10 protein-coding genes are annotated in these 12864 nt (G+C 68.1%); 1 reads left to right on the top strand and 9 read right to left on the bottom strand.

What is annotated here, in order from left to right:
• Positions 1 to 81: 81 nt before the first annotated feature.
• Entirely contained in the window at positions 82 to 2721 is a 2640-nt protein-coding gene (gene alaS / locus ABWO17_RS08595) for an alanine--tRNA ligase (RefSeq protein WP_353117588.1), read from the top strand.
• Positions 2722 to 2824: 103 nt separating this feature from the next.
• On the opposite strand, the gene ABWO17_RS08590 is transcribed toward alaS, so the two are convergent.
• The 9 genes from ABWO17_RS08590 to mnmE all read right to left on the bottom strand — a co-directional run bounded on the left by ABWO17_RS08590 (position 2825) and on the right by mnmE (position 12492).
• On the bottom strand, positions 2825 to 4132 hold the full coding sequence (locus tag ABWO17_RS08590; RefSeq protein ID WP_353117586.1) for a 2-phospho-L-lactate transferase CofD family protein: 1308 nt from the start codon (positions 4130 to 4132) through the stop codon (positions 2825 to 2827).
• Between the two features lie 139 nt (positions 4133 to 4271).
• Positions 4272 to 4544 (bottom strand): hypothetical protein, encoded by a 273-nt coding sequence (locus ABWO17_RS08585; RefSeq protein ID WP_353117584.1) that lies wholly within the window; start codon positions 4542 to 4544, stop codon positions 4272 to 4274.
• Between the two features lie 175 nt (positions 4545 to 4719).
• The gene (gene phoU, locus ABWO17_RS08580) at positions 4720 to 5400 is read right to left on the bottom strand and encodes a phosphate signaling complex protein PhoU (protein WP_353117582.1); all 681 of its coding nucleotides are present in this window, start codon (positions 5398 to 5400) and stop codon (positions 4720 to 4722) included.
• 205 nt (positions 5401 to 5605) lie between these two features.
• Positions 5606 to 6373: a phosphate ABC transporter ATP-binding protein PstB gene (pstB, locus tag ABWO17_RS08575; RefSeq protein ID WP_353117580.1), complete on the bottom strand. Its 768-nt coding sequence runs from the start codon at positions 6371 to 6373 to the stop codon at positions 5606 to 5608.
• 156 nt (positions 6374 to 6529) lie between these two features.
• Positions 6530 to 7222, bottom strand: coding sequence for a response regulator (locus ABWO17_RS08570; protein ID WP_035065555.1), 693 nt, complete (start codon positions 7220 to 7222; stop codon positions 6530 to 6532).
• A 296-nt stretch (positions 7223 to 7518) separates the two neighbouring features.
• Positions 7519 to 8124, bottom strand: coding sequence for a 3'-5' exonuclease (locus ABWO17_RS08565; RefSeq protein WP_353117577.1), 606 nt, complete (start codon positions 8122 to 8124; stop codon positions 7519 to 7521).
• Between the two features lie 394 nt (positions 8125 to 8518).
• A complete protein-coding gene (locus ABWO17_RS08560; protein WP_353117575.1) occupies positions 8519 to 9976 on the bottom strand; it encodes a 4Fe-4S binding protein in 1458 nt (485 codons plus the stop codon).
• Between the two features lie 149 nt (positions 9977 to 10125).
• On the bottom strand, positions 10126 to 10929 hold the full coding sequence (locus tag ABWO17_RS08555; protein ID WP_353117574.1) for a 4Fe-4S binding protein: 804 nt from the start codon (positions 10927 to 10929) through the stop codon (positions 10126 to 10128).
• Positions 10930 to 11058: 129 nt separating this feature from the next.
• Positions 11059 to 12492: a tRNA uridine-5-carboxymethylaminomethyl(34) synthesis GTPase MnmE gene (gene mnmE, locus ABWO17_RS08550; protein ID WP_353117572.1), complete on the bottom strand. Its 1434-nt coding sequence runs from the start codon at positions 12490 to 12492 to the stop codon at positions 11059 to 11061.
• Positions 12493 to 12864: the final 372 nt, after the last annotated feature.

Raw genomic sequence — 12864 nt, 5'->3', positions numbered from 1 at the left:
GCCAGCCCCGCCATGCGGGTACGGTGACGTGCGCGGCGCCGCGTGCCTGCGACGCCATACGATCCGCACAGGAGACACCCAGTGATAACCGCCAACGAAATCCGGCGCCGGTTCCTTGAATTCTTCCAGTCGCAGGGCCACGAGATCGTGCGCTCCTCTTCCCTCGTGCCCAAGGACGACCCCTCGCTGCTGTTCACCAACGCGGGGATGGTGCAGTTCAAGAAGACCTTCCTGGGCCAGGAAAAGCGCGGCTACGTGCGGGCCACCACCTCGCAGAAGTGCCTGCGCGTGGGCGGCAAGCACAACGACCTTGAAAACGTGGGCCGCACCGCGCGCCACCACACCTTCTTCGAGATGCTGGGCAACTTCTCGTTCGGCGACTATTTCAAGGAAGACGCCATCAAGTTCGCCTGGAAATTCCTGACAGAAGACCTGAAGCTGCCCAAGGAACGGCTGTACGCCACCGTGTTCCGCGACGATGACGAGGCGCGCGACCTGTGGCTGGCGCACACCGACATCCCGGCGGAGCGCATCTATCGCATGGGAGAGAAGGACAACTTCTGGTCCATGGGCGATACCGGCCCCTGCGGTCCGTGCTCGGAAATCCTCATCGACCAGGGCGAGCACATGACCTGCGGGCCGGACTGCGGCATCGGCAAGTGCGACTGCGACCGGTACCTGGAAATCTGGAACCTCGTGTTCATGCAGTACGACCAGGCCGCCGACGGCACCCGCACCGCGCTGCCCAAGCCCTCCATCGACACGGGCATGGGGCTGGAGCGCATCGCCGCCGTGTGCCAGGGCGTGTTCTCGAACTTCGACACCGACCTGTTCCAGGCCATCATCCAGTACACCTGCGGCATCGCCGGGGTGTCCTATCGCGCCAACGACGAAACGGACACCGCCCTGCGCGTCATCGCCGACCACAGCCGCTCCATGGCCTTCATGATCACCGACGGCATCCTGCCCTCCAACGAGGGGCGCGGCTACGTGCTGCGCCGCCTGATCCGCCGCGCCTACCGCTTCGGGCGGCTCATCGGCCAGACCGGCACCTTCCTGCACAAGACCGCCATGAAGGTGGTCGAGGTGATGGGCGACGACTATCCCGAACTGTGCGGCAATGCCGACTTCATGGCCCGCGTGGTGCGCGAGGAGGAAGAGCGCTTCAACCGCACCCTGGACAAGGGCCTGGCCCTGCTGGAAGAGGAACTGGAAAGCCTGCGCGGCGCGGGCAGCACCCACGTGGCGGGCGACGTGGCCTTCAAGCTGTACGACACCTTCGGCTTTCCGCTGGACATCGTGAACGACATCGCGGAAAAGCGCGGCTTCACGGTGGACGAGGACGGCTTCCGCACCCTGATGGCCGAGCAGAAGGAACGCGCCAAGGCCGCCTGGAAAGGCTCCGGCGAATCGGACATCGCCTCGCGCTTCCACGCCCTGCTCGAAGAAGGCCTGCGCTCGGAATTCATCGGCTACGACCACCTTGCGGGCGACAGCCGCGTGGTGGCCCTGCTGGATGCCTCCGGCCTGCCCTGCGAAGGCCTGCCCAAGGGCGCCAAGGGCTACCTTGTGGCCACCCGCACCCCGTTCTACGGCGCCTCGGGCGGCCAGACGGGCGACCTGGGTTCCATCACGTCTCCCTCGGGCAAGGCCCGCGTGCTGGATACCCTGAAGCCCTCGCCCGAACTCACCGTGCACCAGATCGAAACGGTGGACGGCGAAATCCTGCCCGACCAGGAAGTGCACCTGCTGGTGGAAGAGGACGAGCGCGTGGCCTCTGCCCGCAACCACACCTGTACCCACCTGCTGCACGCCGCCCTGCGCCGCGTGCTGGGCGACCACGTGAAGCAGGCCGGGTCGCTGGTGGCCCCCGACCGCCTGCGCTTCGACTTCACCCACATCGCCGCCATGACGCCGGAAGAAATCGCCGCCGTGGAGCGCGAGGTGAACCGGGTGATCCTGGCCGATCTGCCGCTGGAAACCGACCACATGGCCTACGACGCCGCGCTGACCCGCGGGGCCATGGCCCTGTTCGGCGAAAAGTACGGCGACGAGGTGCGCGTGGTGGCCATTGCCGACGAATCTGTGGAACTGTGCGGCGGCACGCACCTGCGCGCCACCGGCCAGGCCGGGCTGTTCCTGATCCTGTCCGAGGGCGGCGTGGCCGCCGGGGTGCGCCGCATAGAGGCCATCACCGGCTGGAACGCCCTGCGCATGGTCATGGACCAGCGCGCGGAACTGGGCCAGGTTGCCGGGCTGCTGAAGGCCCGCTCCGGCGAGATCGTGCCCCGCGTGGAGGCCCTGCAGAAGGACGTGAAGAGCCTGCGCAAGGACCTGGAAAAGGCCAGCTCCCAGGCCACTTCCGGCCAGGGCCGCAACATCATGGACGAACTGGCCGAGATCAACGGCGTGAAGGTGCTGGCCGCCAGGGTGGACGTGCCCAACGTGAAGGCCCTGCGCGACCTGATGGACGACGTGCGCTCCAAGCTCCCCTCGGGCATAGCCTGCCTGGCCGCCCCCGACGGCGACAAGGTGAGCCTGATCGTGGCCGTATCCAAGGACCTGCACGACCGCTTCACCGCCCCGGCCCTGATCAAGGCCGTGGCGACCGCCGTGGGCGGTTCCGGCGGCGGGCGGCCCGACATGGCCCAGGCCGGTGGTACCAACCCGGCCGGCATCGACGAGGCCTTCGACATCCTGCGCAAGACCATCGCCGGCTAACCCGGCCCGTCTCGACGACACGAAACAACGCCCCCGCGTGCATGCACGCGGGGGCGTTTTCGTTCATCCGCCAAAAACCACGCAGGCCCGACGCCTGAAAAGGCTATCCGCGCGGGCGCGCCAGGCGCAACAGCAGGTCGGCAACGGCTTCGGCGTCGTGACGCCCCGCCACGGCGGCGGCGTGCGCCCCGCCATCGGGCAGTGCCCGCACCACGGGCGCATCCAGCACATCCACGCCCTGCGCGCGCAACCCTTCGCGGTCGATGCCGCCGGAGTACACACCGTTGCGGGTATCCACCACCACCGTTTGCAGCAGGCGGTCAGCAGGCACGTCCGCGCCCGCGTCGCGCCGCAGCGCCGCCAGCAGGACGGCGACACAGTCGGCCACTGACAAGCCGAGCTGCTCCGAGTCGGTGCCGGTGTTGGGTACGTACACCTTGGGGCACGGAACAGCAGCCACGGCGCGCCCCACTCCCTGGGGCAAAAGATTGGACAGCACGCTGGTATAGAAGCTGCCCATGGGAAAGCAGATCAGGTCCGCCTGCGCGATGTGCCGGGCCGCCGCGTCGGACACGGGCACGCGCGCCTCGGCGGGAGGGGCGCATTTTCCGCCCCCGACGCCATGGCGCTCCTCGTCCCCGGTCCCGCCTGGCCCACCGGCTCCGGCCTGACCGCCTGCTTCGGCCTGACCGCCTGCTTCGGCTTGTCCGGTATCATCAGGGCGGGTGCGGGTCAGGAACAGGCGGCGCACCGGCGCGGTGATGCCGGGCACGCCCTTGCCGGTAATGCGGTGCTGCCCCAGCAGCACGGTACCTTCGGCCAGTTCCGCCGCCAGATGCAGGTCGTCGTCCACGATGGGAACCACCGTGCCCCGCACCCGCAGCAGGCGCGTGAACAGGTGCAGCACCGGTCCCAGCCCGCCGCCGTGGCGCAGGTATCCACCCGCCAGCAGCAGATTGCCCAGGCACGCGCCATGCGGGTCGAAGCCGGACGGCGCGAACTCCAGAAACCAGCGCAGGTGCAGGCGCAGCACGTCGGCCACCAGCGGGTCGATGCCGCGCCAGGCGGGGTCTCGTTCAGAGCCCAGCGCATACAGCCGCTGCATCAGGGTGTCGTATGCGCCCGCGTCGGCCAGGCGCAGGTCGCACAGCGCCAGCAGCGGCGGCGTGGCCACGGTCGGGTCGGCCAGGGCCAGCAGGCGGTTGCGCAGGTCGCCCACGGCGGGCATGCGGATGTAGCGCCGCAGCACGGCCGTGCTGCCGCCGGAATCGAACGGGGTGACCAGATGCACGGAGTTGTGCGTCCGATCCGTCAGGGCATGGCTGAGCGACTTCAGCGCCGTGCCGCCGGTAAAGAAGACGATGCGCGGACCATGCGCGGCATCGCCGGTCATGGCGCCCCTGTCTGGCATATCACCATTCGGTACGCCGCAATCCGGGCGGTCGCCGGGCACGTGACTGCCACAGCGGGCAGAGCAGGCGGAGCGGCCAGAGTGGCCGGTGCGGTCGGGGTGATCGGCAGAGCCGCCACCCCCTGCCGCCGCGGGACGGCTAATCGTCATCCCCGTCACTGTCATCAGCATCGCTGCCCGCGTCACCCACCTCGCCGGGACGTTTGGGGAACTTCACCTTCACGCGGGCGCGCAGCTTGTCGCCGGTGCGCTTCAGCGAAATGCCAATGCTTTCGTAGCCTTCGATCTCTATCGAACGGCCATCCAGCGTGATGACGCCAGCGGCCATCTGTTCGCCGATGCGGCTCACCAGGGCGGGGACTTCTTCCGGGGTTACGGGAAACTGCACGGTGCGCTTGCCGAATTGGGTCATCGGGTCTCCGGGGCGGACGCCGCAGGTGCGGGCCGCGTGGGGGTATGGGATGTGCCGACCCCGTCCGGCAATCCGGCGGGCGGCGGGGCGACAGCATACCGCAGCCGCCCGCGAATGCAAAGCGGGGCCGCCGTGTGGGCAGCCCCGCCATGTCGGTGCGGTAAGGCGTACCGTGCTAGCTGCACGAGCCGCCGGAATTGATCTGGAAGCTGTGCTTGATGTTCAGCCCTTCGACAATGAACATCACCGTCTCGCCCACGTTGGTGGACAGGTCGCCCACCCGTTCGAGGCTGCGCGAGACAAGGATGGTGTGCACCGCGCGCTCAACGGCGGGGCTTTCGCGGCTCATGTAGTCCATGAGTTCGCGCAGCACCTGCACGTCCAGTTGGTTGCAGCGCTTGTCCAGCATGCGCAGCTCGCGGGCCAGCCCGGCGTCGCTTTCGCGAAAGGACATGACCGCCTTGCGGAACATGTCCACGGCGTGGGTGCCCAGTTCGTTCAGGCTGGGCATTTCCGGCAACGGCGGCCGGGATGCCAGGAACATGGCTGCTTCGGCGATGTTCACGGCCTCGTCGCCCACTCGTTCCAGGTACATGCTGGCCCGCATGATGGCCACGATGATGCGCAGATCCACGGCCATGGGCTGGTCCAGCGCCAGCAGCCGGAAGCTGAGCTCGTCGATCTCGCACTCTATGGTGTTGATCAGCTTGTCGCCTGCGATGACCGAGCGCGCGGCGTCGGCATCGCGGTGCTGCAAGGCGCGCACGGCGGTTTCGATGGCCGCCTGCGAATGCGCGGCCATTTCCAGCACCTTCAGGCGAAGCTTCTGCAATTGCTGGTGAAAATGCGTTTCCACAGAACTCTCCTGGGGGAGTTGTCAAAGCAGGATTTTCGTTCGGCGGCAAGGAGAACAAGCCTGACAGGAGGGAGTATGCCTCAGCCGTTGGCGAGTCTTCGAGCCTTACGGATGAGGACCGCAACGCGCTCTTGTTGTATTCGACCGATCTGGCAGACGAAGTTCGACGCAGCCCCCGGACGAAAGGACAATTTGAGAACTCCTCCTACCCGAACCGGCCGGTAATATAGTCTTCGGTCTGCTTGTTGCGCGGCCTGGTGAACATCATTTCCGTCGCGCCCCACTCCACCAGTTTCCCCATGTAGAAGAAGGCCGTCAGGTCAGAGACGCGGGCCGCCTGCTGCATGCTGTGGGTCACGATGATGATGGTGTAGTCCTTCTTCAGGATATGGATGAGTTCCTCGATCTTCTGGGTGGCGATGGGGTCCAGCGCGGATGCGGGTTCGTCCATCAGCAGCACCTCGGGCTCCACGGCCAGGGCCCGGGCGATGCACAGCCGCTGCTGCTGCCCGCCGGAAAGGCCCAGACCCGACTCTTGCAGGCGGTCCTTCACCTCGTCCCACAGGGCGGCGTGGCGCAGGCTCTGCTCCACCTTTTCGGCGATGTATTCCTTGTCGCGCACGCCGTTGACGCGCAGCCCGTAGGCCACGTTCTCGAAAATGGACTTGGGGAAGGGGTTGGGCTTCTGGAACACCATGCCCACGCGACGGCGCAGTTCCACCACGTCCAGCCGGGCGTCGTGGATGTTCATGCCGTCGAGGCATATCTCACCGTCCACGCGCGAAATGGGAATGAGGTCGTTCATGCGGTTCAGACACCGCAGGAAGGTGCTCTTGCCGCAGCCAGACGGCCCAATGAGCGCGGTGACCTGGTTGCGTTCGAACTCCAGATTGATGTCGTGCAGCGCCTGAAAGTCGCCGTAGTAGAAATTCAGCGATGCAGAGTGCATCTTCACGTTCTTGCTGTCTGGCATGTCTCGTTCCCGGCGACGCGTGGCGCGCCGCGCGTTGGGGGCATTGGGGCGTTAGGCGAAAAGGGGCGATGCCGCCGCACGGGGCGGTGTGCCGGTGCCGAGATTCAGCGGTGCAAGGCTGCTGCGCCGTGCATGGCCGCCACGCGGAATCCGGGGCTACTGTTCCTTGAAGCGGTATCCCACGCCCCGGATGGTTTCGATCATGGCCGCGTAGCCGCCGATCTTCTGGCGCAGCCTGCGTACGTGGGTATCCACCGTACGGGCGTAACCTTCGAACTCGTATCCCCACACCGTGTTCAGCAACTGGTCGCGGGTGCGCACGCGGCCCCGGTTGCGCACCAGTTCCGCCAGCAGGCGGAATTCCGTGGCGGTCAGGGCGGCTTCTTCGCCGTCCACCTCCACCCGGTGCGCGTCAAGGTCCAGGGCAAGCCCGTCGATCTGCCACTGCGAGCGCTGGGGGTTTTCGGCCACGCCCTGCGCGCGCTTGAGCACGGCGCGAATACGCAGCACCAGTTCACGCGGGCTGAAGGGCTTGACCACATAGTCGTCGGCCCCCAGTTCCAGCCCCACGATGCGGTCCACTTCCTCTCCGCGCGCGGTAAGCATGATTACCGGTACATCTTCCGTTTCCGGCAGGCGCTTCAGCTCGCGGCACACGTCAAGTCCGCTCATGCCGGGCAGCATCAGGTCCAGCAGAACAAGCGCGGGCTTCTGCCGCAGCGCGATGTCCAGACCTTCGCGTCCCGTGGTGGCCGTTCGCACCTCGAACCCTGCGGATTCGAAGGTGAAGGTCAGCAACTGCAGGATGTCCTCGTCGTCTTCCACCACCAGAATGCGCTCTTTCGTCATGTGGTTCTCCTTGGCGCTTTCCTGCCCGAGAAGATGTGCGGTGCCGGTGACGGATGCGTGGTTGCTCCGTTACAAGGATGTGACATTTTTCCCCACCACTGCCAAGGTGGCTGGTATTTCCGTGGCATGCCGCTGCCGGACGCCCGCACATGCCACGCTTGGTGACGACGACGTGACAAAGGCGGCGGAACGGCGAAAAGGCGAAGAAACGCACCGCGCGCCCCCATGACGTGCATGGGGGCGCGCAGAAAATGCGGCAAGGGAAAACGGACCGACGCAGAAAGGGGCCAGACCGACTAGCGGTCGATGAGTCCCAGCCTGCGCATGCGCAAATGAATCTCGCGGCTGACCCAGGCATCGGTGGCGGCGTACAGCACCTGCTGGGGGGCCAGTTCGCGGTTGCTCCAGTTGGAACACTGGGCACCCTTGGAGATGCGCACTTCCAGAAAATTGGCGGCAAGGTTGCGAAGGCCGTGCGTTTCAAGGCCCAGGTCGCGCGCCACCTCGCCCAGGTCCACCACGCCCGCGTCGTTGAAGGCGAACAGCTTTTGCAGGTCGCGGATGTCATCGCGCACGGCCACGCCGGTCTTGACGATGTCCGCGTCGGACAGCACCGAGGCCAGCGCCTCGCCAAAGGGCAGCCAGTTGAGCTGGAACAGGTAGACCACTTCGCTGCATGCAAGCTGCACCAGCGACGGCAGGTTGACCTTGCCCTTGCGGAAGGTGGGCCGGGTTTCGGTATCGAAGCCCAGCACGTCTTCGTCACGCAGGTGGTCAACGGCATCCGCGAGCTCCTCCTCGCTGCGGACAATGCGGATTTCACCCGCATACCGCTCAAGGGGCAGCTCGTTGATTTCGTCCTTGCTGATCTTACGCCGATACCGTTCGGGAATCTTCTTCATCAGTGGCACTCGTGAAGGCGCGGTCCACGGAGCCGGAAATGCGACGAACCGGCGGCGCGGGATGCTGAAAAGGCACGAAGCGCGCGGTGGCTCCGGCGGCGGCATTCATACATGATGGGCCGGATTACGTAAACCCCCGGTGCTGACGCGGTACCACGGCCCGAGGGAGAATACCCCGCCGCGCAGCCAGGGACGCGGCCCGAACGGGGGCGACGGCGCGGACATGCCCGCCCCTCCGGCCAGCGGTTCACGCCCGTTTACACCGATTCACGCCGTTTCGCGCCAATTCATGCCGATCCGCACCGGTTTGCGAAGTGCGGCACCGGTGACACGGAAATGAACCTTGCCTGCGCGCCGTCTCCGCGCGCGACGCATTCCGTTGACTGGCACGCCGCTACATGCGGGCCACGTTCAGGAACACCGCGTGCAGCACGGCGGCCAGCACGGTGAAGGTGCGCCACGCCGCCGCCGGGGACAGCCCCGGCAGGGTCAGTCGCATGGCCCCGTGGCGGCACACGCCGATGCAGTCACGACACAGGGTGCAGGACAGGGCGGGCCGCCCTGCTTCCAGCCGCCGCGCGTCCAGCGCGTTGTACCGGCAGATGGCAAGGCAGGCCCCGCAGCGGGTGCAGCCCGGCCCCACGCGCAGCCGCCACGGCGCGATGCGCCCCAGCAGGTTGCCCACGGCGCCCATGGGGCAGAAGGCGGTGCAGTGCACCATCATGCCCCGGCGCGTGCTCAGCCCCACCATCACCGCCACACCGGCCAGCCCGAACAGCCCGGCGACCGTGGCGGCCACGCCCACCGGCACCCCGGCCCGCCCCATGATCCATGCCACGGCGAACACCACGGCAGCCAGACACCAGCGCATCGCCACCGCCCAACGGGGCAAGGGCGGCGGCATGGGCCGCCCGCCTTTCCGGGGCCTTTCCCCCTTGTCTCCCGGCTTCGCGGCGGCCCCGCGCAAGCGCGAGCAGGCATCGTCCCACGCGCCGATGTAGCAGAGATGGCTGCACCACGCCGGGCCCAGCAGCAGCACCGAGACGCCGAACAGCACCAGCATGAACACGCCCTCGCCCCGGTACAGCGGCCCGGCCAGGATCAGCGCGGGCACGGGCAGGTGCAGCGCCCCGGTCATCAGCAGGCGGTGCGCGCCCAGCAGGCCCAGGGCCAACTGGCCGAAGAACACGGCGGAAAACAGCGCCCACAGGCGCGGACGGGCCTTGCGCGCCCGTGCGGGGTCCAGCAGCAGCCCGGCCACCCACGCGGCGTACACCCCGGCCAGGGCGATCTGGAGCGGCCCGGAGCCGGGCAGGAAGCGGTCGGACAGCAGCAGCACGATACCTGATGCACGCCAGCGGGCCAGCCACAGCAGCCCGACGGCCAGCAGAAAGGCTATTGCCCTGGGCCACGCGGTATCCGTACCGCGATGATGGTGTTGCCGCCCGGCCTCTCCCGCCAGACGCCACCATGCGGCCATGGTCAGGCCGGTGACCGCCGCCATGATCATCGCAAGACGCAGCCAGTCCAGGCCGAAGGCCATGCGAAAGCGCACCAGGTCCACGCCCACGGACACCCAGAACAAGCCCCCGGCGAACAACGCGGCGGCAGCCACCAGGCGCACCCAGGCAAGGCGGATACAGGCCAGCCCCGCCAGCACGCCCCACGCCGCCGCCGTGCCCCCGTCGCCGGAGCGCACTGCGTGGGCGGCCAGCAGGGCAAAGGCCAGCAGACAGGGGACGGTAACGGACCAGAACGCGGTACGGCCCGCGCCGCCGTTCGCCCCACCATCAGGCGTGGAGGGCGAAAGCGGCGGCGCGGGCCGGGAAGAATCATCCGAAAGGTGGGGCATGGTCGGGCAGGGCCTCGTGGGCGCTTCCGACACCGGGCCGATTTCCGCAAGGCCCGCCGGTGCGGCGGCTCCGTCTTGCAACGGGGCCGGTGCCCCATGCGGGCGGCGGGAATCGGGACGATGCCGGGCCATGCGCGTGAACAGGAACGCTACGGGGTTTCGCCCGCCGCGCCCTCCCCTTCGCCGGTATCCGGTGCGGGGGTATCGAAGCGCATGGGGGCCATCTTTTCGGGATTGCGCACCGGCCCCGGCAGGGTGCCCGCCAGACGCGCCGCCGTGGCGGGGTCGGAGGCCACCAGGTCGCCGAAGCGCAGGTGCAGCCGGTATTCGCGCATGTACCACGCCAGCGCGTTGCGCAGGGCGCGCACCACGCCATCGTCGTCCAGCAGGTGCGACTGGCCGGGGAAGCCGGAGGTACCCGGCACTTCGTCCAGCCCTTCCAGTTCGGTGGCCAGCCGGGGCCTGCGGCCAAGGCGACCGCCCACCACCACCCGCCAGCCCTCGCGGGCCACGGGCAGGGCCTTTTCCGGGCAGCGCTTGATGCACAGCCCGCAGGAAAGACAGTTTTCGGGGTGCAGGCGCGGCCCGTCATCTTCAACTGTCATGGCATGGTCGGGGCACAGCCGCTCGCACAGTCCGCAACGGGTGCAGGCATCGGAGGCGCGGCCCGGCGTCCAGGCCCGGATGATGCCCACATCCGCGATGTGCGGGCGCGAGCAGCCGTTGGGGCACGCGGACACCGCCACCCGGAAGGCGTGATGGTGCAGGATGGGACCGCGCACCACGTCGCGCAGGAAGTCCGGCCAGCCGCTTTCGGCCACCACCCGCTCCAGTCGGGCCAGAAAGCCCTCCGGCACGGGCAGGGAAAAACGGCAGGTGCCCCCGCGAGAGGAGGCAACGGTCGTACCGCGACAACCGTTGACGATGAAGGGAGAGGGCGCGCGATCGGACATGTTACTCCTGTGGCGTGTCCGCCATGCGTGCACCGTGGCACGGCGGCGGGTTCCGGTCAGTGACGCAGGTCACAACAGACGGGATGGCTCGTTTGCTTCGTGGTGATCCCGTTACAGGACGAATTCCATCTACTTCCCGATGCAGAACGAAGAAAATATATGCTCCAGCACCTCTGCGGGGGTGGTTTCGCCGGTGATTTCCGACAGCACGGCGCAGGCACCATCCAGCCGCACCGAGCACAGGTCGTACGGCACCCCGGCGCGGACATCCTCCATCAGGGCGTCCAGTTCGTCCAGCGCACGACGCAGTACCTGAGCCTGACGCAGGTTGGGTGCAAGATCGCCGGACTCCGGTTCCCCGCCCGCACCGGACGCGCCAAGCCCGGTCAATACCATGGCCCGCGCGGCGGCGGCCAGTTCGTCCACCCCTTGCCCGCGCAGGGCGGATACCGCCACGCAGGGGCAGCCATCCACCTCCGGTGGGCACTGGAAGGCGGCACCGGACACGGACGCAGCGGCAAGATCGGTCTTGTTCAGCACCACCAGCACCCGCCCGCCCGGCTTGTCCCCGTGCACCTGCTGGTCGCGCACCTGGCGCAGCAGTTCGCGCTCGGCATGGCCCAGCCCCGTGGCGGCGTCCACCACCAGCAGGACAAGGTCGGCCTGGGCCACCAGGTCGCGGCTGATGCGCACGCCTTCCTGTTCCACGATGTCGCCGGTATCGCGCAGGCCCGCCGTGTCCACCAGGCGCACCGGCAACCCGGCAAGTTGCACCGGTTCTTCGATGAAATCCCGCGTGGTGCCGGGCATGTCGGTAACGATGGCCCGGCGGCGCCCCAGCAGGGCGTTCATCAGGCTGGACTTGCCCGCGTTGACGTGCCCGGCCAGCACCACCAGCGCGCCCTCCTGCCAGCAGCGGCCCCGTTGGTGGGCGGTCAGCAGCCCGCGCACCCCGGCGGCCACCCCTTCACATTCGGCCACGAAGGCATTCGGGGCAAGGCAATCCACCTCGTCCTCCGGAAAATCCACGGCCACGCACACCTGCGCGCGCAGATCCAGCAGGCGCGCCCGCAGTTCGGCCACCCGCGCGCCCAGCAGCCCCTGCAAACGGGCCTGGGCCAGACGCAACCCGCCCTGTGCGGGAGCGGCGATCATCTCGGCCACGGCTTCGGCCTGGGTCAGGTCCATGCGCCCGTTCAGGAAAGCCCGCCGGGTGAATTCACCCCGCCCGGCAAGCTGCGCGCCGCAGGCGCAGGCCGCCTCCAGCACCGCCGCCAGCACGGCAGGACCGCCATGGCAGTGGATTTCGGCCACGTCCTCGCCGGTAAAGGTGCGCGGGCCGGGCATGGCCACGGCCAGCACGTCATCCAGCGGCGCGCCCGTGGCGTCGCACACTCGGCCACGGTGCAGCGTCCAGGGCCGGAACCCGGCAAAACGCGGCGAGGCGGGCAGGAACAGCCGCCTCAGAATGGCATGGCTGTCCGGCCCGCTGATGCGGATGATGCCCACCCCCCCGGTACCGGGCGGGGTGGCGATGGCGGCGATGGTGCCTTCCTGCCGCATGGCGTGCTCCCCGGCGCGGCGCCCTGCCCGGCCCCTTGGCCCGGCGGGCGTGCGCCCTTGCGGACGCGAACGGGGGAAACCCTGTGGGCCTCCCCCGCGACGCGATTCGACGATGTATGTTCCCGCCGCCTGCCGCGAACGGAATGTTCCGCCCCGGCTCCCCAGGGCAGCACTGCCGCCGGGGTCGGTCGGCCAAGGGGCTGTTTCCAAATTAGGTTTTTCGTCCGTTGGCAAGGAAAACAAGCCCGCCATGAGGGAGTATACTCTTATCGTATTCGACCTATATGGCAGGTGAAGTTTGACCTCGTTGCGCACGATGCCCGTAAGACTCACGCTACGCGCTCGCCTAACGGCCACGCTTCGCGCCCTTCG

The sequence above is a fragment of the Nitratidesulfovibrio sp. genome, from assembly GCF_040373385.1.
Lineage (GTDB): Bacteria > Desulfobacterota > Desulfovibrionia > Desulfovibrionales > Desulfovibrionaceae > Cupidesulfovibrio.
The sequence above is the reverse complement of the archived record's forward strand: the minus strand, read 5'-3'. Positions and strand labels throughout refer to the sequence as shown.

Coding starts and splice junctions, on each gene's coding strand:
- ABWO17_RS08590 (WP_353117586.1), bottom strand. CDS start 4,132: ATGCCAGACAGGGGCGCCATGACCGGCGATGCCGCGCATGGTCCGCGC.
- ABWO17_RS08585 (WP_353117584.1), bottom strand. CDS start 4,544: ATGACCCAATTCGGCAAGCGCACCGTGCAGTTTCCCGTAACCCCGGAA.
- pstB (WP_353117580.1), bottom strand. CDS start 6,373: ATGCCAGACAGCAAGAACGTGAAGATGCACTCTGCATCGCTGAATTTC.
- ABWO17_RS08570 (WP_035065555.1), bottom strand. CDS start 7,222: ATGACGAAAGAGCGCATTCTGGTGGTGGAAGACGACGAGGACATCCTG.
- ABWO17_RS08565 (WP_353117577.1), bottom strand. CDS start 8,124: ATGAAGAAGATTCCCGAACGGTATCGGCGTAAGATCAGCAAGGACGAA.
- ABWO17_RS08560 (WP_353117575.1), bottom strand. CDS start 9,976: ATGCCCCACCTTTCGGATGATTCTTCCCGGCCCGCGCCGCCGCTTTCG.
- ABWO17_RS08555 (WP_353117574.1), bottom strand. CDS start 10,929: ATGTCCGATCGCGCGCCCTCTCCCTTCATCGTCAACGGTTGTCGCGGT.
- mnmE (WP_353117572.1), bottom strand. CDS start 12,492: ATGCGGCAGGAAGGCACCATCGCCGCCATCGCCACCCCGCCCGGTACC.